The sequence below is a fragment of the Bordetella genomosp. 1 genome, from assembly GCF_002261335.1.
GTDB lineage: Bacteria > Pseudomonadota > Gammaproteobacteria > Burkholderiales > Burkholderiaceae_B > Bordetella.
The window spans coordinates 1-20984 of record NZ_NEVL01000007.1; the positions used below are offsets into that span (position 1 = coordinate 1).

Consider the following 20984-nt stretch of genomic DNA (forward strand, 5'->3'; position numbering starts at 1 on the left):
CCTCGCGCAGGCGGCGCAGGGCCCAGGGCGCGAACGGCAGGCCGAGCTCGCGCGCCAGCCGCCGCGCCAGTTCGGCGGGCGGGCAGAAGCCGCGCTGCCGCAGGCCGCGCCGCGACGCCGGCACGCTGGTCAGCAGCGCGCCCGCCTCGGCCAGGCCGGCCTCGCGCCACGCCTGCGCCATCAGCGCCGCCAGCGCACGCCCGTCGGCCAGCCGGCCATCCTTGTAGCGCCGCACGCCCGCATCGGCCGGTGGGGCGTAGTCGACGGCGGCGACGACGCAGGCGAAGGCGGGCGGCGGATGCACACGCCGCACCAGCCCGGCGGCCCCGCCAGCGGCCGGGCACAGCGCGGGCAGCGCGCGCTGGCCGTGTAGTGCGCGCGCAGGTCGGCTGCGCACCCGGGGCAGAACCGGCCTGCCCTGGCGGCCAGGCCGCACAGGGGACAGTCTGTGGATAAGCCTTGGGATAAGCGGGCGTACAACCCGGTGCAAAAGCCCGTGGAAAACCCCGTGGACAAGCGCCGCGGAGCGGCGTGGTTGCTGGCTCTGCGCTCAACCGGGGCCGGCTGCCCTGCCTTCGGCCGCGCGCCCGCCCCGCGCGCGCCCGCCCGCAATGCCCCTTCGCCACGCTGGCCCAGCCCGGCTGCCCGGCGCAGATGCGCCATAATGTTCAATCCCATGCGCCCTCCCTGGCGCGCGCCCGGCGGACCCGCCCCCGGGTGGATTGCATCATGCCGGCCTGCCGCGCGCAGGCCGCCCGACACCGAAATGTCCCAGCCGCAGCAGCCCGCCATCCCCTCCCTGCCCATCGTCCCGGCCGACGTCGTGCGCCAGTTCGCGCGCCGCGGCGACCTGGCCGACGCCCAGTTTCTCTATGGCGAGGTCGCCAGCCGCATGATGGACCGGCTGCGCTACATCCGGCTGGCGCCGCAGGCGCTGCTCGACGCCGGCTGCGGCGCGGGCGCGGGCCTGCCGATGCTGCGCGAGCGCTACGCCCAGGCCGAATACATCGGCCTGGACGCCTGTGGGCCGCTGCTGGCGATCGCGCGCCAGCGCCACGCCCCGGGCGGCCTGGGCGCCTGGGTCGGCCGCCTGACCGGCCGCGGGCCCGCCACGCGCTTCGTGCAGGCCGACCTGGCCAGCACCGGCCTCGAACCCGAGTCGCTCGACCTGGTGTGGTCCAACCTCGCGCTGCACTGGCATCCCGAGCCGCACTCGGTGCTGGGCGAATGGCGCCGCATCCTCAAGGTGGGCGCACCCGCGATGTTCTCCTGTCTGGGCCCGGCCACGCTGCGCGAGCTGCGCGACGCCCTCGCCGAGGCCGGCCTCGCGACCGCCACGCCCGCGTTCGTGGACATGCACGACTTCGGCGACCTGCTGGTGGAGAACGGCTTCTCCGACCCGGTCATGGACCAGGAAACGCTCACCCTCACGTATGCCACGCCGGAACGCCTGCTCGAAGACGTGCGCGCGCTGGGCGGCAACCCGACACGCGGACGTCGCGCCGGCCTGGTGGGACGCGACTGGCGCGCGCGCCTGTGCGCCGCGCTCGAACGGCGCCGCGGCGCCGACGGCCGCATTCCGCTCACCATCGAAGTGGCCTACGGCCACGCCTGGCGCGCGGCCGCGCGCCGCAGCGCGCCCGGCGAGACCCGCCTGTCGGTCAGCGCCATCGGCGGGCGCCGCGCCGCCGACTGAGCCCCGCCCAAACAAAAAAAACCCTGGTCAGCTCAGCCGACCAGGGTTTTTTTCATGGCGACACGCGGCGCTCAGTGCAGCCGGGGCGGCCATGCCGAGGTGGCCTCGGCCTGTGCCGGCGTCATGGGCGTGGCCAGCGCGGCCTGCAGCGGCTCCGAGGTGGCGCGGATGCGGCGGCGCACCGCGCCCTGGTCGGGGCCCTGCACGCCGGCGTTGGCGCGATCGCCGCGCCAGGCGCGGGTCATGGACTCGACCATCAGCGGCAGCTCGCGCACGCGATGGAACTGGTTGCGCAGCCAGCGCGCGTCGTTGCCGGTGCGCAGGATCTCGTCGCGCAGCGCGGCCAGCATGTCGGCCGTGCCCATCTCCTCGGCGATCGGCATCAGGCGCGTGAACAGCGTGCGCAGATGATCCGACAGGCGCACCCGCTCGCCCGAGGGCGTGACGTAGCTGCCGTGCAGGCCGAAACGGCAGGCCTGGAAGTGGTTGCTGCGGTAGGCCAGCCAGGCCTTGGGCTCGGGCTGCGGGTCGCGCGCCACCAGCACCGCCAGGACCTGGGCGAAGGCCGCGATCTGGCAGGCGCGCTCGACCGTGAGCGGCGTGTCGCAGACGCGGATCTCGACCGTGCCGAATTCGGGCTTGGGGCGGATGTCCCAGTAAAGGTCTTTGATGCTCTCGGCCAGGCCGCTGTCGCGCAGCTGGGCCAGATGCGCCTCGAAGCGATACCAGTCGGTCACCTCGGCCGGCAGGTGACCGGCCAGCGGGAAGCTGTTGACCGCGTTCAGGCGGCAGCACGAGAACAGCGTGTCCACGCCCTCGCAGTAGGGCGAGGAGGCCGACATGGCGATGAAGTGCGGCACGTAGGGCGAGAGGCCCTGCACCAGGCGGATCGCCTCGTCGCCCGACTTCACGCCCAGGTGGATGTGCTGGCCGAAGACGGTGAACTGGCGCGCCAGGTAGCCGTACATCTCGGCCAGGTACTGGAAGCGCGGGGTGTCGGAAATGGCGCGTTCCTGCCAGCGCATGAACGGGTGGGCGCCGCCCCCCGCCACGCCCACGCCGACCGCGTCGGCGGCCTCGCACAGGGCGTCGCGCATCTCGCGCATCTCGGCCAGCAGGCCCACCGGGTGTTCGTGGACCGAGGAGTTCAGCTCGATCATGGAGCGGGTGATTTCGGGTTTGACCCGGTCGGCGATGGGATGGTTGGCCAGCTGGGCCAGCAATTCATCGGAAGCGGCGGTGAGGTCAAAGCTGCGCGGATCGATCAGCTGCAGCTCGAGTTCGATGCCCAGCGTATTGGGGGCCGACGAAACGAACGGGATCTGGTCCATGTCCGACTCCTTCATCTTGGGGTTGTGTAGGGTGCGCCGTTCGGCCTTGAGGCCCGGTGACTTCCCGGGGGGCACTGACGGGCGTCTGTTGAATGCATGATAGCCGCTGGTTTGTGGCAAAAAGACGGAAATTCGTGACATTTATGCGCAAACCACTTACAGCTGCTTTTCTCCATAGTGCGACGCAAGTTAGCGAGCACTCACACTCTAGCGTTGGTGCGCGTCCTGGCTGAGCGGTTTACGTAAAGCCTTTATTGGCGCGGGTCTTGAAACCCACTGAAATCAGATGACTGGCCATATTCGATATGCCCCCATTTTTCCGGGACCGGGTCCGGTCGGGATTGATAGCCCCAGGCGTCGTAACAGGATGGCGTGGGGGTAACCAATGCTTAGTGGTGACACCGCGCCGATACCGGGCGGCGACGGGAGATAGCAAGCGACGTGCCACCGCGCCCGCGCCCGCCGTGCATGTCGCGCGGATCACGGCGCGCCGCGCGGCCATGACGGCGCGCCGGACGGGGCAGGGTTCGCAAGAATGAGAGAGGATGCACCGCCCCGCCATCGGGGGCCGGCGCCGAGGGCGGCGGGCCTACTTGCGCCAGAACCAGGGGGTGAAGAGCACCAGCACCGTGAGCAGCTCCAGGCGGCCGATCAGCATGCCGAAGGTGCAGACCCAGGTCTGGAAGTCGGTGAGCGAGCCGAAGTTGCCCATGGGCCCCAGCGCGCCGAGCGCGGGCCCGGTGTTGTTGATCATTGCCATGACCACCGAGAACGCCAGCGTCAGGTCCATGCCGGACAGCAGCAGCAGGCTGCTCAGCACGCCCACCGAGAGCCCGTAGACCAGCATGAAGGCCAGCACCGAGGACATCACGCGCGAATCCACGATGCGCTGCCCGATCCGCACCGGGCTCACCGCGTGGGGGTGCAGCATCGTGACCAGCTCGTTGCGCGCCTGCTTGATCAACAGCATCACGCGGATCATCTTGATGCCGCCGCCCGTGGACCCGGCCGAGGTGGCGAAGGCCGACAGCAGCAGCATGGTGAGCGGCGCGAACAGCGGCCAGGCGGTGTAGTCGACGTTGGCGTAGCCGGTCGTGGTGGCGACCGAGATGGTGTTGAACATGCCGTAGCGCAACGCCGTGAGCGGGTCGGTGTAGACGTGCTTGAGCAGCAGGAACAGCGAGATCGTCAGCCCGGCGCCCAGCACCAGCACCAGATACGGAATGGTCTGGGGACAGTCGAGATAGGGCCGCAGGCTGCGCGAGCGCAGCGCGTTGAAATGGGTGGCGAAGTTGATGCCGGAGATCAGCATGAACACGATCGCGACCATCTCCACCGCCACCGAGTCGAAATGCAGGAAGCCGTCGTCGTAGGTCGAGAAGCCGCCCAGGCCCATCGTGGTGGCCATGTGGCACCAGGCGTCGAACCACGACAGCCCGACCGCGCGATACGACAGCAGGCACAGGATGGAAAAGCCGAAATAGACCGCGTAGAGCGCCTTGGCGGTGCCGGCGATGCGCGGCGTCAGGCGCTCGTCCTTCATCGGGCCGGGCTGCTCCGCGCGCACCACCTGGTGCCCGCCCACGCCCAGCAGCGGCAGGATCGCGACCGCCAGCACCAGGATGCCCATGCCGCCGATCCAGATCAGCGTGGCGCGCCACAGATTGATCGAGCGCGGCAGGTGGTCCAGGCCGGTCAGCACGGTGGCGCCGGTGGTGGTGAGGCCCGACATGGCCTCGAAATAGGCATCGGTGAACGAAAGCGGCTGGCCCGCGCCATGGAAATACAGCAGCAGCGGCAGCGCGGCCAGGAGCGGCAGGCCGGCCCAGACCGTGGTCACCAGCAGGAAGCCGTCGCGCGCATGCAGCTCGCGGCGCCAGCGGTGCGTCAGCAGCCAGACGCCGCCGCCGATGCCCAGCGCGATCAGGAAGCCCTCGAGAAAGGCGGTGAAGCCGTCGTCGCCGCCGAACCAGGCCAGCCCGAGCGGGATCAGCATGGTGAGGGCGAACACCACCATGGTGAGGCCCAGCACGTAGAAAGTGGCCAGCAGGCGCTTCATGAGGGCATCCGCAGCGTCAGAAGAACGAGGCCGAGACCTGGAACAGCTTTTCGACCCGCGGCATCTGCTGCCGGCTGGGCACGAACACGATCACGTGGTCGTCGGATTCGATCTCGGTGTCGCCATCGGGCAGGATGATCTCGTCGCCGCGCACCATGGCGCCGATGGTGGCGCCCTTGGGCAGCCGGATCTCGCCGACCTTGCGACCCACCACCTTGGAGGTCGAGCGGTCGCCGTGCGCGATGGCCTCGAGCGCCTCGGCCACGCCCTGGCGCAGCCGGTGCACCGCCACCACGTCGCCGCGCCGCACGTGGCGCAGCAGCTCGCTCATGGTGGCCTGCGACGGCGACACCGCGATGTCGATATGGCTGCCCTGCATCAGCTCGCCATAGGCGGCGCGATTGATCAGCGCGATCACCTTGCGCGCGCCCATGCGCTTGGCCAGCAGCGACGACATGATGTTGTCCTCGTCGTCGCTGGTGAGCGCGAGCCAGGTGTCCATGTCTTCGATGTTTTCGCTTTCGAGCAGCGCCTCGTCGGTGCCGCTGCCGTGCAGCACCAGCACGCTGCTGGGCAGCTCCGCGGCGAGGTATTCGCAGCGCTGGGCGCTGCGCTCGATGATGCGCACGCTGTAGTTTTCTTCGGCCAGCTGGCGCGCCAGGCGCAGGCCGATGTTGCCGCCGCCGGCGATCATCACGCGGCGCACGCTGCGCTCGGCCTCGCGCAGCTGGCGCACGGCGCGGCGCGCGTGGCGCGTGTCGACCACCAGCACCACCTCGTCGCCCGGCGCGATCACGGTGCCCTCGCCCGCGTGCAGCGGCCGGCCATCGCGCAGGACGTCGACCACGCGCGCCTTCACGTCGGGCCAGACCTCGCGCAGGCGTTCGATGGAATGGTGCGCCATGGGGCTGCCGCTGCCGACCCGCACCGTCACGGCGCTGACCCGGCCGTCGGCGAATTCCACCACCTGCAGGGCTTCGGGGAATTCGATCAGGCTGTGGAGGTAGTTGGTGACGCTGCGCTCGGGGCTGATGAGGGCGTCGATGCAGAAGCCCTCTTCGCCCATCAGCTCGGGATGGTCGGGAAACTCGGCCATGCGGATGCGGGCGATGCGGCGCGGCACATTGAACAGCTGGCGCGCGATCTTGCACGTGACCATGTTGACCGAGTCGGAGGCCGCACAGGCGATCAGCAGGTCGGTGTCTTCGGCGCCGGCGGCCGCCAGGGTGGAGACCTGGGTGGCGTCACCCGACACCACCCGCAGGTCGTAGCGCTCCTGGAGATAGCGCAACTGGGCGGGATCGGCATCGATCACCGTGATGTCGTTCTGCTCGGACACCAGGTTTTCGGCCACGCTGGTGCCAACGCGGCCGGCGCCCACGATCAGGATCTTCATGTGCCTCGCTTGCGCGCGGATTCGATGCCGAGTTGTTTGAGCTTGCGATAGAGGTGGGTGCGTTCGAGGCCGGTGCGCTCGGAAACGCGCGTCATGCTGTGGTTTTCGCGAACCAGGTGATATTCGAAGTAGATGCGTTCGAATTCGTCGCGGGCCTCGCGCAGCGGCTGGTCGAGCGAGATGCTGCCGAGCTGGCCGGTGTTGGCCACCGGCGCCTCGCCGTTGACCACGGGGGCCACGGGCGCGGGATCGAGCTCGTCTTCGAGCGGCACGGCGGCCACCGGGGCGGCGGCGTGCGGCGCCGGCGCGGCCGCATGCGGCGCACGGCCGCGCGCCAGGCCGGCGGCGATGGTCTTGAGCAGACGCTGGAGGGTGATGGGCTTTTCGAGGAAATCCATCGCGCCGATACGCGTGGCCTCGACCGCGGTATCGATGGTGGCGTGGCCACTCATCATGATGACCGGCATGTCGAGCATGCCTTGCGAAGCCCACTCCTTGAGCAGGCTCACGCCATCGGTATCGGGCATCCAGATGTCGAGCAGAACCAGGTCAGGGCGCGAGCGTAGCCGCGCGGCACGAGCCTGCGCGGCGTTCTCGGCGAGTTCGACCGTGTGTCCCTCGTCGTAAAGGATCTCGGACAACAGCTCGCGAATGCCAACTTCGTCGTCGACCACCAGAATTCTGGCCATAAACCTCTCACCTATTGCGTAGCCGCATTATGCTTTTCTTGCAAGGTCGCGTCCATAGTATCGGCCGCGGGCGCCAAGCGGGTCAACAGAATGGAAACCCGCGCGCCGCCTTCCTTGCGGTTGGCAAGATCGATACGCCCGCCGTGCTCCTCCACGATCTTGCGCACGATGGCTAATCCTAACCCAGTACCGTGAGCCTTTGTCGTGATATAGGGCTCGAAGGCGCGCTGAATCACCTGTGGCGCGAATCCCGGGCCCGTGTCGGCCACCGTGAAACGCACCGCGCAGCGCTCCGACCCATCGGCCTCGCTGCTGCGCATGACTTGCGTGCCCACCCGCACGCGGCCTTCGCGGCCCTGTTCGGCCACCGCGTCGCGGGCATTGGCCAACAGATTATGAATGACTTGGCGCAACTGCGTCGGATCGCCCTCGATACGCGGCAGATCGGGCGCGAGCTCCACGTCGAACTGGAAGGCCGCGGCGGCGCTGCCCTTGCCCTCGCCGGGCTCCCAACCATAGAGCGCCAGCACGTCGGCGACCAGGCCGTTGAAGTCGACCGGCTGCATCACGGCCGGCGGGGTGCGCGCGTATTCGCGGAAGTCGTCGACCATCTGCTTGAGCGAGCCGACCTGGTTGACGATGGTGTTGGTGGCGCGGGTCAGCAGCTGCGCATCGGCCGGCTCGAGCCGGTCGGCCAGCTTCATGGCGAGACGCTCGGCCGACAGCTGGATCGGCGTGAGCGGGTTCTTGATCTCGTGGGCCAGGCGGCGCGCCACCTCGCCCCAGGCCATGGTGCGGTTGGCCGAGATCACTTCCGTGATGTCGTCGAACACCACCAGGTAGCCGTTGCCGCGGCCGTCCACCTTGAGGTGCGTGCCGCGCGCCAGCAGCGTGATCGGGGCCACGCCGGGCTCCTGCGCCGGGGCGATCTCGAATTGCTGTTGCCAGTGCAACCGTTCCGAACCCACCGCCGCGTGGTTGGCGAAGGCCTGGCGGATGATGTGCGCCAGTTCCAGCATGCCGTCGGCGGTTTCGAGCGGCCGGCCGATCACCGAGCGCAGGTCGGCCTGCAGGATCGCCTGCGCCCCCTGGTTGACCGTGGTGACGCGGAAGCCCTCGTCGAAGGCGATCACGCCCGACGACAGATTGGCCAGCACGCTTTCGAGATAGACGTTGGAGCGCTCGAGCTGGCGCCGGTTGCTCTCGACCATCTGGCGCGCCTCGTCGAGCTGGCGCGTCATCGCGTTGAACGAGCGGGTCAGCTGGCCGACCTCGTCGCGCTCGGGCGGCTCGGGCAGCGGCCGGTAGTCGCCCACGCTCACCGCCTGCGTGCCGGCGGCCAGCGACAGCAGCGGCCGCACCAGCCGCTTGGCGTGCGACAGCGCCACCGCGATCGCGGCGAAGGTGGCCAGCAGCAGCGCCAGCGTCAGCGTGATGCCGTAGAGCTTGCGCAGGCCCAGGCGCGACAGCGCGAGCTCCTGGTAGTCGCGAAAGCCCTGCTGCACGCGGTTGGCGTTGTGGGCGATCTGCTCGGGCACGTTCTGCACCAGCTGCAGCCAGCGCGGCTCGACCGACATGCCCAAGGGCGAGTCGAAGCGCACCGGCGCCGACAGCGCGATCACCACGCGCAGGTGCAGCCCGCCTTCGGAGCCCGGGATCGCCGGGTCGTCGGCCTCGGCCGCCGAGTAGCCGCGCGAGAGCCGCAGCTGGTTCAGCACCTCAGGCGGCACCGAGGGCGGCAGCAGCTGGCCGTATTTATTGGTGGAAAACGCCACCGGCCGGCCGCTGCCGGTGAACACCAGGGCCTCCTGCACGCCGTTGTTCTCGCGCAGGCGCGTGAGCGAGGCCGGGACCTCGGCGTCCGACATGTTGTTGAGCTCGACCGCCATCGCGCGGGCGCGGGCGTCGAGATCGGCGAGCTGCGAATCGAGCGCGGCGCGGCCGAGGTTCAGGCCGGATTCGAGCGCGCTGTCGACCCGCACGTTGAACCACGACTCGATCGAGCGGCCCATGAACTGCACCGACAGCGTGTAGATCAGCACGCCGGGGACCACGCCGATCAGCGCGAACGCCAGCGCGAAGCGGGCGGTCAGGCGCGCCCCGAACTGGCGCCGCCGGATCTGGCGCACCAGCCGCACGCTCAGCGCCACCACCCAGATGAACAGGGTCAGCGCGAACACGCCGTTGAGGATCAGCAGCGCGTCGTAGTACTGCGCGAAGCGGGACGCGTTGCCGGTGGACCAGGCGAGCAACCCGAGCAGGCCGAGTCCGCTGATGGCGCCGACGATCAGCGCCAGCCGGAGCAGAAGTCTCATGAGGGGTCGGTCAGGGTGAAGGAGAAGGTCGTCCACGGCGTGGCGGGCGACCAGGAGCTGCTGTTGAGCGCGTTGACCTGGAACGGGCGCGGCAGCAGCGAGGTGTCCAGCCGCACCCGGATCTGGCCTTCGTAGCGCTGGCCGGCCTCGAACTGGTCGGCGTCCGCCACCTGCCAGCCGCGGATGCGCCGCACCAGGTCCATGGCGTCGTCGAGCGAGCCCACCGGCAGGGACAGCTCGTCCTGGCCGGCGCGCCATTGGCGCGTCAGGGCGTTGTAGGTGATGCGCCAGGTCAGGCGCTGGTCGACCAGCGTGGCGTCGAACCAGTACCAGCGGGCGCGAGTGATGGTGACGTCGGCGGTGAAATAGAGCGACAGGCCGCGGCTCGCGGCGTCGCGCAGCTGTTCGTTGAGCGGGAAATCCACGTCCGCATCGATCACGAGCTTGCCGTCGCGGATCTCGGGCGTGACGTGCGTGACGCCCGGATCGGCATACGCGAGTTGTCCGCCCGCCAGACCGAACAGCAGGGCAAAACTCAGCAACAGAGCGGAAAACGAACGGAATTTCATCGACTTGCTTTCAACACGACACTGTTTTTCTATTCTTGGCGATTTCCGGATTGCTTGGCAAACAAGGCGTAGAAAAACCCGTCGTGCTGTTGTTCGGGAGTCGCATTCGCGGCCACCGGCAGCAACTGGCCCGGCGCGGGCAGGGCCTGCGCGTCGGCGTGACGCGCCGCGAAGGCCGCGGCCTGGTCGCGGCCCTCGGCCGGGAAGATCGAGCAGGTGACGTAGAGCAGGTGGCCGCCCGGCTTGACGGTGCGCCACAGCGCGTCGGCGATGCGGGTCTGCAGCTCGGCCGTCTTGCGCACGTCTTTCTCGCGCCGCAGCCAGCGGATGTCGGGGTGGCGGCGCACGATGCCCGAGGCCGTGCAGGGCACGTCGGCCAGCACCGCGTCGAAGGGCGTGCCGTCCCACCAGGCGTCGAGGTCGGCGGCGTCGGCGGCGCGCAGCGTCACGCGCGGGCTCTCCAGGCCCAGGCGGGCCAGGTTTTCGGTCACGCGCTCGAGGCGCACGCCGTCGGCGTCGAGCGCCAGCAGGTCGATGTCGGCACGCTCCAGCAGATGCGCGGTCTTGCCGCCCGGCGCGGCGCAGGCGTCGAGCACGCGCATGCCGTCGGCCAGCGGCAGCAGCTCGGCCGCGAGCTGCGCGCCGGCGTCCTGCACCGACCACCAGCCCTCGGCGAAGCCGGGCAGCTGCGCCACCGGGCGCGGCTGATGCACCACGATGCCCATCGTGCCGGTCTCGCCCGCGGCGACGCCGGCGGCGGCAAAGGCCGCCATCACCTGTTCGCGGCTGGCGCGGCGGCGGTTCACGCGCAGCGTGAGGGGCGCCGGCACATTGGCCGCGGCAAGCAGGTCGCGCCATTGGTCGGGGTAATCGCGCTTGAGCAGCGAGATCCACCAGTTGGGGTGATTCCACTGCGCCTGCGGGAACGGCGCGACCGAGGCCTCGATGGCCTGGCGCTCGCGCAGGAAGCGGCGCAGGCTGCCGTTGATCAGGCCTTTATAAGAGAGCAGGCCGCGATGCGCGCCGGCGGTGGTGACCGCCTGGTCGACCACCGTGTGCGCCGAATACACCGGCATGCCGGGCAGCGGCTCGCCCTCGGTGCGCAACAGGCCCAGCGCCACGCACAGCAGCGCATCGGGCAAGGGGCCGGGCGAACGCGGCACCAGCTTGGCGGCCACCGCCTCGGCCCAGCCGAGATAGCGCATGGTGTGGGAGGCGACCGCCTGCGTGGCGGGGCGCAGCCGCGGCTCGACGCCCGCCAGCTCCTCGGTGAGCGAGCGGCCGGCCTGGACGGCGGCGACGGCCTGCGCGGCGGCGAGAAGGACGGAAGAAAGGGGCGGCGCCAGCGGGGCGGAGGAAGTCACGGTCGTACCAGCTTGAAAATCGATCAGACCATAATGGTAGCGGACAGCGGCCCTCGCCCCCGGTCGGCCGCGCCCGCCGGCACCCGGGGTGGACGGATCCGACGCGCGCCGTCACACTGGCGCCAGGCCCGCCAGCCCGGCCGCGCCGCCCCTCCCGGAAGCCTACCCATGAGCCTGGCCACCCTTGCGCTGTTCATCATGGCCAGCGGCGTGCTGATCGCCACGCCCGGCCCCACGGTGCTGCTGGCGCTCTCCAATGGCTCGCGCCATGGCGTGCGCCTGGCCGGCTGGGGCATGGCGGGCGCCCTGCTGGCCGACCTCATCCTGATCGTGATCGTGGCCTGCGGGCTCGGCGTCGTGCTGGCCGCTTCGGAAATGGCGTTCCAGGCGATCAAATGGGTCGGCGCGCTGTACCTGGCCTACCTCGGGCTGCGCCTGCTGCGCGCCGACGCCGCGCTGGTGCTGCCGGGCGCGCCCGCCGCCCGCCCACAGCCGCGTGCACTGTTCCTGCGCAGCTTCCTGGTGGCGCTCACCAACCCCAAGGCCCTGCTGTTCATGTCGGCCTTCCTGCCGCAGTTCATCGCGCCGCGGGCGGCCCTGCTGCCGCAGTACGCCACCCTGGCGCTGGTGCTGGCGGTGCTGAACCTCGCCGCGATGCTGGCCTATGCCGCGCTCGGCGCGCGGCTGGTCCGGGCATTCCAGGGCGGCGCGTTGCGCTGGCTCAACCGGCTCTGCGGCGGACTGCTGATCGGCATGGCCGGCGTGCTGGCGTTGTACCGCCGCCACGCGCCATAATTTAGGGACGGTTTACTGGGCGTAAAATGACGGCCCTTCCGCTGCGCTCACCCTGCGCACGGATTGCGCAGCCCGCCCAACCGCTCCCCGTGATGCCACGAAGCGCTGCGGGCCGCGCCGATTCGCGGGCCCTCGCGCCGAACCGTGAATCCGGGTGGTGAGCCAGCCGTGCCGGTCCCCAGGGCCGTGCGCCAAGGCCACCGCGAACGCGGCGCCTGAACCCGCCGCGCGCGCCGGGCCCGCCACGAAACGTTATGACCGGCACAGCGCCGGTCCTCCCATCGGAAACGACAACCGCCTTGCTGCCCCCCGCCGCGAGGCCCGCGAATGACTGCCGCTGCATGGCCTGTGCCGTGCGCGAACCTACGGTGAACGACTTTGGAAATCCTCGAAACCTCCCGGCCTGGCAAAGGCCCCGGCAACGCCAACGGCGCTGACGCAAACGCCTCCGCCGCCTCGACGCTGGCCGACACCATCGCCACCGCCAACGCCAGCGGCCGCATCCCGCGCGTGGGCTTCGTGTCGCTGGGCTGCCTCTAGGCCACTGAATCTATACCTTAGATGCGCGTTGGAAATTGTGCCGGAAGTCAAATTACGCTCTAGGATGAGCGTATGAAGCACATGGCGTTTTCATCGCTGCTGATGAGGAGAGGATCTCAATGTTGTGGGCAAGATATTCAGGAACGGGCATTTTTCCACATCAGCGTTGGCGCGGCGAACTCAAGTGGCATTGTGATGCCTATTGGACAGATGCATCTGCGTGCCATCCTACAGTCCTTGTCGTCACCCTAAAAACACTCTACGGCGGCGCATACGTGCGAGATGCACAATTGGTCTTTACTGAAGGCCTCGCAGGCTCGCGCCCACAATTCACGATGGATCGCTTCAAGCGCGGCGGTGGATTTAACCAGCAAAGCGCGAATGTGAGCGTAGCACTGCGGTATGAAGGTTCTCGGAGCACTCAAGTCGTCTTGAGTGGTCACTTCTACGAGCGAGGGGTTGGTGGGCAAATTTCAAGAGCATTCACATTAGAAGGGGATCTCGTTGAAAAAGGGGATGGCGACCTCCCTATGGAAAAAGCAGCCAACGCCAAAACCGCGTGCAATGTCCGTCACCTTGCTGTATCGCTAGAGCCACTGCTGAAAATATTGACCGATGAAACTCCTCTGCCGATAAATGAGGCCGAGAGATTTCAAAAGCTATTGGTCGAATATCAGAATGGATCCTGCAGTACGACGCAATGCCAGCCGGGAAGCTGTGCTCTGCGTGAGCAATTCGACTGGCTTGCTTACCACGGATACAAGGACATCCGAGATGCGCTGGACTTCGATAAGAGCGGACTACATTCCGATCCTCCGAAGCTGCTAAAACGTCCTGGGGTCGAAACCTTAAAGCTCACTTTCTTAAAGCAACCTGGCCACTACAACCCTTGAGCGAAATCGCTGGTGCCATCAAGCGGAACTCGTGTGTAGATAGATAGAGACGCTAAACTTGCCTCTTGCTACCACAGAGATATGAGGGGGCGAGATCGGCATGGCTTATGCGATCGATATGGAGAAGGCTGCATATCGTCATTACGAAGACGGGTATGCGATGTTACAAAATCGGCGGCCGGACAATGCAGGCTATCACTTTGGCCTGTCAACCGAGTGCGTAATCAAGCATGTGCTATTGGACAACTATAGGATCAAAAAAAGCGACGCCCCATGGATGGCTCACTTCCCGGACCTCCGCCATGCGGCCGAACTGTTTCTATCCAATCGCGCGCAAGCTGCGCGTCTCCGCACCATCATTGAAGACCAAAACCTTATGCAAGGATGGCATGTGAAGATGAGATATGCGCGGAATTCAAGCGTTTCTCCAGCTCAAGCGAAGAAGTGGCAGGAGCAAGCAAAGAACACCCTTGGCCTCTTGATCGCCTAGGAACAACAAATTGCAGAACATTACATTCGACGATAGTGTATCCACCTTTGTGGGAGTGGTGGCTCAAACTTTGGGAATGAACACTGCTTTAAGCGGTCTGCTCCTTCGGGATGCTGCCGGAAGGTTGACATTGGTGACCGAGAAGCCAATTACGGCAACGCTCGCCAACAAGCTGTCGAAAAATTTAGTAGCGGTCATGGCACCTTATGTGAGGCCTGGAAGGGTTGTTATCAGCAAAGAAACTCCGGGAGTTGAATCGATTCTCGCAGGAGCGTTCTATGGCTGGGCGATGGCCAGATTCGAGCACAACGGGGAACCCACCATCGCGATGGTGCACATTGTCGATCGGAGAATCGTCGGGCGAGACTGGCAGACACAGCCTGTACGAGGATGGGAGCCTCCAGGCCCGGCACGGGTGGTCTTTGCGAGTCTCAAGGGCGGGGTCGGCAGGTCTACGGCACTCGCTGTACTTGCTTCAGATCTAGCATATGACGGTAAAAATGTTCTCGTTGTTGACCTCGACCTAGAAGCGCCAGGGATTGGAACAATGCTCGTCAGTTCTAATACACGACCTCGGTATGGTGTGCTGGATTGGATGGTGGAATCTAATCTTCAAGACGTCGGGCCTGAATTTCTCGCTCAGATGATCGCACCTAGCGATTTCAGTGGTGGACGCGGCGTAATCGATGTGGTGCCCGCGGTGGGATCTTCTTCTGACGAGAATCCCCAAAACGTCTTGTCGAAGCTGGCACGTGCATACCTGGAAGATGCGCGTGACGGTGTAGAGGCGACGTTTTTGACCAAAGTCGGCAAGCTACTTGAAGCCCTGTCCGAGCGGCGCACCTATGACGCCATACTTATCGACGCGCGGGCAGGTCTTCACGAGACAACCGCTGCCTCAGTCCTAGGATTGGGCGCTGATGTCCTCTTTTTTGGTATGAACTCGACACAGACCTTCGAAAGCTATCGGTTTCTGCTCTCCCAAATTAAAGAGGCTCTGGACGATCAGGACGCGATTAGGTCGACCCAGGCATACTTGGCGCATGAGCGAGACGATGAAGAGGAGCAGCCGAAAGAACTTCCTCTTCTCTCGCAAGAGTTCATTGGGCGCATTAAGTTCATTCATGCAAAGTCACCGAAGGAGGACGTCGAACAGACTCGCTTTCGCGACAGGCTTCACAGAATGTTGGTTGAAATGGGCTTCTACAGAACCGACTCGATCGAACTTGTGCACGATGAGCCGGAGGAAGGCAGTGACGCTAAGTTCGTCTTCCATCCTGCGATCGGCGTGGACGACGAAACAGCCCCGCATTATGCTTGGCCAATTTTTGGTAGCTCTCTTTACTCTGTCTTCGATCCCTTTGCTGCTGACGATGCTGACGTAAAAGGTCAGCCAGCTGTGGATCTGAAGCAGCTTGAGCCAACAAACTACGAAGAAGCGTTTGGCGAGTTTTTGAAAAATGTTCGCGAACGCATCCGTTTGCCGAGGTCCCAGACTTGACCCAGTTTGACATCATCCGAAGTGTGTTCCGGGATCTCGACCCCGCTGCCTCACACGAAGTCACAACGCCTCCTGATATAGCTGAGGTGTACACGCCTTCAGACCACGAGTCTGCGCTTGATGCCGACCGCGCGTTGGTGGTGGGCGACAGAGGGATGGGGAAGACATTCTGGGTGTCAGCCCTAGCCGACTCTAGTGCGCGGAGCTATCTGAATCAGGTTTACTCTCGACTCAAGCTGGACCTTTGCGATGTACGCATCGGTTTCGCTGGGGTTGACATGGCCGCAGACGGAGCGATTTCTCAGGAGGTCTTTGACGAACAAGAAACTCGGAAGGGCTATCGGCCAGAACTGATTTGGCGCGCGGTAATTTTCCGCGCAGCCGAAACGGCGATCGCGAACTCCAAACCGATGCACGGGACATTTACCGAGCTGCTTCAATGGGCTGATGCTGACGCGGAACGCTTCCAAAGCGCGCTGCGCGAACTTGATCGAATTATCCTGGCCAGTGGCAGAAAAGTAGTCATCCTGTTCGATGCGCTTGATCGCTTAGGCAGTTCCTGGGCTGAAATTCGCCGTCGCACCTTAGCTCTGATGCGAGTCACCCTTGCCTTCCGCGCTTATTCGGCCATTCGCCTGAAGATTTTCATGCGCACAGACCAGGCATTGGACCCGGCAATATTCTCCTTCCCGGACGCCTCGAAGCTCACTCAGGGCCGCGTCAATTTGTCATGGGAGAGGCGGGACTTATATGGACTGGCATTTTCTCGCTTGGTCCTCGCTGATCCAGCCAGACAGGCATTTAGCGACATCTGCAGAGAATCTGTTGGGTTTTCGTTGGATAACGGCGCGAATCTTCCCAACATGCTTAAGCACGATGAACCTGTACAGCAAGAAGTCTTCTCGGCGATGGCAGGGCAATACATGGGAAGCGATTGGCGCAAAGGAAAAACCTATGCTTGGCTGCACAATCATTTAGCTGACGCACACGGCCGGGTCAGCCCAAGGAGCTTTTTGGTTGCACTCGGTGCCGCGGCTCGAAATCGCCCAGAGCCCACCAAGGTGTTCGACCCAAGAGGTCTACAGATTGGAGTCCAAGCAGCCTCAGAGGCTCGCGTGAATCAGCTTGCCGAAGAGTTCCCTTGGATTAAGGCGGCGCTTGAGCCGTTAGCAGATCTTCGGGTGCCCGCGACGAGGGAGAGCTTCATCGAGCGATGGGATCGTGACGACACTGTAAAGTCACTTGTAGCGGCCTCGACTCGCGTTGGGCATTTGGTGCCTGTGGAATTTGGAGACACGCCTACTGACGCCACCTCGGATCAGTTGCTGCAGGCGTTGCAACGTATCGGGGTCGCCGAAACGCGGCCAGATGGTCGGATCAACATGCCAGACATCTTCCGTGTTGCCTCAAAGCTGCTGAAAAAGGGTGGCATCCCGGTCTCTTCTCGGAAAGGCTCAAGCGTGAAGTAGAGTGATCGGCTTGAGCCCCGCCTGATTGCACTTCGGCTACATACTGGATTCGTGAGTTCATGGTGACTAATCGAACCGCCCCATTGTCAGACACCATCATCGTGGCGTTATCGCAAGTCGTGGACGACGCCCAATCGGAACGTCGCGATCCGAGCCATTCCGACCTCGAGAGCTTGATTCGGCGACACGGGCTAGTTCAAGGAGATCCCAACAGTAATGGCCAAGTGGTCGGAAAAGCGAAGAGAGTTCGGGCTGTTCTGAATTGGGCCATTGAACATGCTTCGGAAGCGGGTGGCGCCTTTGTCATCTCATTCGTTTCCCTTGTCCGGGGCCATGGTGGTTTCCGGGACGGCTCGCCCAATTACGTCGGAAGACATGCAATCGATAACTGCATTTCCGCCTTCGACTCCGAGGGATTCGTCCTAGGAACCGATGGGGACCTACGCCCCAAGGTACTAGACGCTCTATCCGGCTCAGTGCTTACCGCGGCGTTGAGAGCTTATGTTCAGCGTGCCAAGAGGGGCGTGGAGGATGCTGCTCTGGAAATCGGCACGGGGAAGGATCTTGTGGAAGCGATAGCTGCCCACGTTGTGCAACAGAAATTCGGTGCCTATCCGGGTCATGCGAACTTTCCCACGCTTCTAGGGCAGGCATTCGTTGCGCTAGGCTTAGCGACGCCCCATGACACAGCACAGCCCGGAGAACCTCCTCAGCGGAGGATTGAGCGCGCGATGTATGAACTCGCCTGTGGCGTTAATCTACTGCGCAACAAGCAAGGGACTGGTCACGGACGTCCGTGGGTGCCTACAGTGTCTAACGCCGATGCTCGTGCCGCCATCGAAGCTATGGGGCTCGTCGGCGAATTCCTTTTGGCGCGCCTTTAGGCGGACAAGGCAGTCTATGTGTGGCGTTGGGTAATGTTACGAACCGGCTCAGCCCCGCGTTGAACTCTCACTAAACTTTTTATTTATTTCAATGACATACGAAGCTCAACCACCGAAAGTGGGATTTATCAGTCTTGGCTGTCCGAAGGCGCTCGTGGACTCCGAGCGCATCCTCACGCAGCTGCGCACCGAAGGCTACCAGGTCACGCCCGAGTACAACGACGCCGACGTGGTGGTGGTCAACACCTGTGGCTTCATCGACAGCGCCAAGGCCGAATCGCTGGAAGCGATCGGCGAGGCGCTGGCCGAAAACGGCAAGGTCATCGTGACCGGCTGCATGGGCGTGGAAGAGTCGGTGATCCGCGAGGTGCACCCGAGCGTGCTGGCCGTGACCGGCCCGCAGCAATACGAGGCCGTCGTGCGCGCCGTGCACGAAGCCGCCCCGCCGCGCGCCGACCACAACCCCTATCTCGACCTGGTGCCGCCGCAAGGCGTGAAGCTCACGCCGCGCCACTACGCCTACCTGAAGATTTCGGAAGGCTGCAATCACCGCTGCAGCTTCTGCATCATCCCGTCGATGCGCGGCGACCTGGTCAGCCGGCCGGTGGGCGACGTGCTGAGCGAGGCCGAGCGCCTGGTCAAGGCCGGCGTGAAGGAGCTGCTGGTGATCTCGCAGGACACCAGCGCCTACGGCGTGGACGTGAAGTTCCGCAGCGGCTTCTGGAACGGCCGTCCGGTGCGCACCCGCATGACCGAGCTGTGCGAGGCGCTGTCGGAGCTGGGCGTCTGGATCCGCCTGCACTACGTGTACCCGTATCCGCACGTCGACGAGATCATCGCGCTGATGGCCAACAAGAAGGTGCTGCCGTACCTGGACATCCCGTTCCAGCACGCCAGCCCGGCCGTGCTGCGCGCGATGAAGCGCCCGGCCTTCGAGGACAAGACCCTGGCGCGCATCAAGAAGTGGCGCGAACAGTGTCCCGAGCTCACGCTGCGCTCGACCTTCATCGTGGGCTTCCCCGGCGAGACCGAGGAAGACTTCCAATACCTGCTCGACTGGATGACCGAGGCGCAGCTCGACCGCGTGGGCTGTTTCCAGTATTCGCCGGTCGAGGGCGCGCCGGCGAACACGCTCGCCAATCCGGTGCCCGACGACGTCAAGCAGGATCGCTGGGAGCGCTTCATGGCGCATCAACAGGCGATCTCGACCGCGCGCCTGGCGCGCCGCGTCGGCCAGGAGATCGACGTGCTGATCGACGAGGTCGAGGAGGACGGCGCCATCGGCCGCTCCAGCGCCGATGCGCCCGAGATCGATGGCTGCGTCTACGTCACCACCGACCAGGCCGTGAAGCCGGGCGACATGGTGCGCGTGCGCGTGACCGACTCCGACGAATACGATCTGTACGCCGAGCAGATCTGACGCGCAGCGCGCAATGAGAAACGCCGCCCGGGCAGCCCCGCGCGGCGTTTTTTTCATCCTTCGATCGGGCGAGCGTGGCGCCCGGGCGGCGTCGCGGCCGCCCGTGGCGAGCCACGGCCGCCACTGCCCGGCCGCCGGCGAGCGGCGCGGCGCCTTATTCCTTCTCGAGGAAGTCCGACAGGTCGTCGGCGTGCTCTTCCTCGGCGGCCAGAATCTCTTCCAGCAGGCGACGGGTGGTCGGATCCTGGTCGGCCACGTACTCGACCATCTGGCGGTAGCTGTCGATGGCGATGCGCTCGGCGATCAGGTTCTCGCGGATCATGTCCTGCAGCGTCTTGCCTTCCACGTATTCGGCGTGGCTGCGTTGCTGCAGGCCGTTGGGCGAGAAGTCGGGCTCGCCGCCCAGCTGCACGATGCGTTCGGCCAGGCGGTCGGCGTGGCTCTGTTCTTCGGCGGCGTGTTCGGCGAATTCGGCGGCGACCGGCTCGGCGTTCAGGCCGCGGGCCATGAAGAAGTGGCGCTTGTAGCGCAGCACACAGACCAGTTCGGTGGCCAGGGCTTCATTGAGCAGGCGCAGCACGGTCTCGCGATCGGCGCGGTAGGTTCCGGTGACGGCGCCCGACTCGATGTCCTGGCGGGCACGGGCACGGATGGCCTTGATGTCGAGATCGAATTTGGCATGGCCGTTGGCCTTGCCCTGGTTGTGCGCCTGCGAGGGGGTCTGTTGCATGTCGTTTGCTCCTTCTCGTCTGAGTTCAGGGGGCGACGCGCCATGCCGGCCAGCCGGCCGGGTGGCCCGTCGCGCACCACGTCGGCACCTCGTAGCAAGCGCCGTGCCCAGCCCCCGAAACGGCGCTTTCCGAGTTTGCGTACACTACGCTGTGCTGACACGAAAGGTAACGGCGTCGCGCCGGCCGCCCCGTGGCAGCGACTTCGAGCAGCCCCGGACCGCGCACCCCGCGGTCCTGTATCCGACTTGTCATGACCCTGAAGACTCTCTGCGTGTACTGCGGCTCCAACAGCGGCCGCCTGACGGAATACGAAGCACAAGCCCGCGCGCTGGCGCGCGAGATGGTCAAGCGCGACATCGCGCTGGTCTATGGCGGCGCCGCCGTGGGCCTCATGGGCGCGGTGGCCGATGCCGTGCTCGAGGCCGGCGGCCGCGCCATCGGCGTGATCCCCGAAAGCCTGATGCAGAAAGAGCTGGCGCACCGCAACCTCACCGAGCTGCACGTGGTGCAGTCGATGCACGAGCGCAAGACCATGATGGCCGAACGCGCCGACGCCTTCGTCGCGATGCCCGGCGGCGCCGGCACGCTCGAGGAAATCTTCGAGTCCTGGACCTGGGCCCAGCTCGGCATGCACAAGAAACCCTGCGGTCTGCTCAACGTCGCCGGCTACTACGATGCGCTCGCCGCCTTCCTCGACCACTCGGTCGAAGAACGCTTCATGCGGGCCGAGCATCGCGCCATGCTGGCGGTCGACAGCGACCCCGCCGTATTGCTGGACCACTTCGCCAACTATGTTCCCCCCACGGTCTCGAAATGGATCGAAAAGGGCGAGCACTGACACC

Annotated in this window: 19 protein-coding genes; 10 read left to right on the forward strand and 9 right to left on the reverse strand. The window is 65.6% G+C overall.

The features are described 5' to 3' along the window. Positions 1-304: ComF family protein (locus CEG14_RS24200; RefSeq protein ID WP_373454230.1), on the reverse strand; the 304-nt coding region annotated here is incomplete at its 3' end. Positions 305-766: 462 nt separating this feature from the next. On the opposite strand from CEG14_RS24200, the gene CEG14_RS24205 reads away from it, so the two are divergent. Next, positions 767-1696 (forward strand): methyltransferase domain-containing protein, encoded by a 930-nt coding sequence (locus tag CEG14_RS24205; protein WP_094828981.1) that lies wholly within the window; start codon positions 767-769, stop codon positions 1694-1696. Positions 1697-1767: 71 nt separating this feature from the next. Here CEG14_RS24205 and CEG14_RS24210 read toward each other — a convergent pair whose 3' ends face one another. The 7 genes from CEG14_RS24210 to rsmB all read right to left on the reverse strand — a co-directional run bounded on the left by CEG14_RS24210 (position 1768) and on the right by rsmB (position 11419). Then, positions 1768-3027 carry a YbdK family carboxylate-amine ligase gene (locus CEG14_RS24210; protein WP_094828982.1) on the reverse strand — a complete coding sequence of 420 codons (1260 nt, stop codon included), beginning with the start codon at positions 3025-3027 and terminating at the stop codon, positions 1768-1770. Between the two features lie 589 nt (positions 3028-3616). Next, positions 3617-5086: a TrkH family potassium uptake protein gene (locus CEG14_RS24215; protein WP_094828983.1), complete on the reverse strand. Its 1470-nt coding sequence runs from the start codon at positions 5084-5086 to the stop codon at positions 3617-3619. 16 nt (positions 5087-5102) lie between these two features. Continuing rightward, positions 5103-6482 (reverse strand): Trk system potassium transporter TrkA, encoded by a 1380-nt coding sequence (gene trkA / locus CEG14_RS24220; protein WP_094828984.1) that lies wholly within the window; start codon positions 6480-6482, stop codon positions 5103-5105. Beyond that, a complete protein-coding gene (locus CEG14_RS24225) occupies positions 6479-7171 on the reverse strand; it encodes a response regulator (protein WP_094828985.1) in 693 nt (230 codons plus the stop codon). Before CEG14_RS24225 ends, trkA begins: the two co-directional genes overlap by 4 nt. Before the next feature lie 11 nt (positions 7172-7182). After that, positions 7183-9486: a sensor histidine kinase gene (locus CEG14_RS24230; protein WP_094828986.1), complete on the reverse strand. Its 2304-nt coding sequence runs from the start codon at positions 9484-9486 to the stop codon at positions 7183-7185. Next, a complete protein-coding gene (locus tag CEG14_RS24235) occupies positions 9483-10055 on the reverse strand; it encodes a DUF4390 domain-containing protein (protein WP_094828987.1) in 573 nt (190 codons plus the stop codon). Before CEG14_RS24235 ends, CEG14_RS24230 begins: the two co-directional genes overlap by 4 nt. A gap of 29 nt (positions 10056-10084) precedes the next feature. Beyond that, positions 10085-11419 (reverse strand): 16S rRNA (cytosine(967)-C(5))-methyltransferase RsmB, encoded by a 1335-nt coding sequence (gene rsmB, locus CEG14_RS24240; RefSeq protein ID WP_256985999.1) that lies wholly within the window; start codon positions 11417-11419, stop codon positions 10085-10087. A gap of 168 nt (positions 11420-11587) precedes the next feature. On the opposite strand from rsmB, the gene CEG14_RS24245 reads away from it, so the two are divergent. From CEG14_RS24245 to rimO, 8 genes are all read left to right on the forward strand, one after another. Further along, the gene (locus tag CEG14_RS24245) at positions 11588-12214 is read left to right on the forward strand and encodes a LysE family translocator (RefSeq protein ID WP_094828989.1); all 627 of its coding nucleotides are present in this window, start codon (positions 11588-11590) and stop codon (positions 12212-12214) included. Between the two features lie 378 nt (positions 12215-12592). Further along, the gene (locus CEG14_RS26170) at positions 12593-12754 is read left to right on the forward strand and encodes a hypothetical protein (protein WP_179280671.1); all 162 of its coding nucleotides are present in this window, start codon (positions 12593-12595) and stop codon (positions 12752-12754) included. A 119-nt stretch (positions 12755-12873) separates the two neighbouring features. Further along, positions 12874-13647: a hypothetical protein gene (locus CEG14_RS26175; protein WP_143277275.1), complete on the forward strand. Its 774-nt coding sequence runs from the start codon at positions 12874-12876 to the stop codon at positions 13645-13647. Positions 13648-13747: 100 nt separating this feature from the next. Then, positions 13748-14137, forward strand: a complete 390-nt coding sequence (locus CEG14_RS26180) for a hypothetical protein (protein ID WP_143277276.1) — start codon at positions 13748-13750, stop codon at positions 14135-14137. Positions 14138-14147: 10 nt separating this feature from the next. Beyond that, positions 14148-15638 carry a KGGVGR-motif variant AAA ATPase gene (locus CEG14_RS24250; protein ID WP_143277277.1) on the forward strand — a complete coding sequence of 497 codons (1491 nt, stop codon included), beginning with the start codon at positions 14148-14150 and terminating at the stop codon, positions 15636-15638. Continuing rightward, a complete protein-coding gene (locus CEG14_RS26185) occupies positions 15635-17107 on the forward strand; it encodes a hypothetical protein (RefSeq protein WP_143277278.1) in 1473 nt (490 codons plus the stop codon). Before CEG14_RS24250 ends, CEG14_RS26185 begins: the two co-directional genes overlap by 4 nt. A gap of 59 nt (positions 17108-17166) precedes the next feature. Further along, on the forward strand, positions 17167-17991 hold the full coding sequence (locus CEG14_RS24255) for an abortive infection family protein (RefSeq protein ID WP_094828991.1): 825 nt from the start codon (positions 17167-17169) through the stop codon (positions 17989-17991). A gap of 91 nt (positions 17992-18082) precedes the next feature. Then, a complete protein-coding gene (gene rimO / locus CEG14_RS24260; protein WP_094828992.1) occupies positions 18083-19411 on the forward strand; it encodes a 30S ribosomal protein S12 methylthiotransferase RimO in 1329 nt (442 codons plus the stop codon). A 154-nt stretch (positions 19412-19565) separates the two neighbouring features. Here rimO and CEG14_RS24265 read toward each other — a convergent pair whose 3' ends face one another. After that, complete coding sequence (locus tag CEG14_RS24265; protein WP_094828993.1) at positions 19566-20141, reverse strand: ferritin-like domain-containing protein; 576 nt, start codon at positions 20139-20141, stop codon at positions 19566-19568. A gap of 251 nt (positions 20142-20392) precedes the next feature. Between CEG14_RS24265 and CEG14_RS24270 the strand changes: the two genes are divergently transcribed. Further along, complete coding sequence (locus CEG14_RS24270; protein ID WP_094828994.1) at positions 20393-20980, forward strand: TIGR00730 family Rossman fold protein; 588 nt, start codon at positions 20393-20395, stop codon at positions 20978-20980. Positions 20981-20984: the final 4 nt, after the last annotated feature.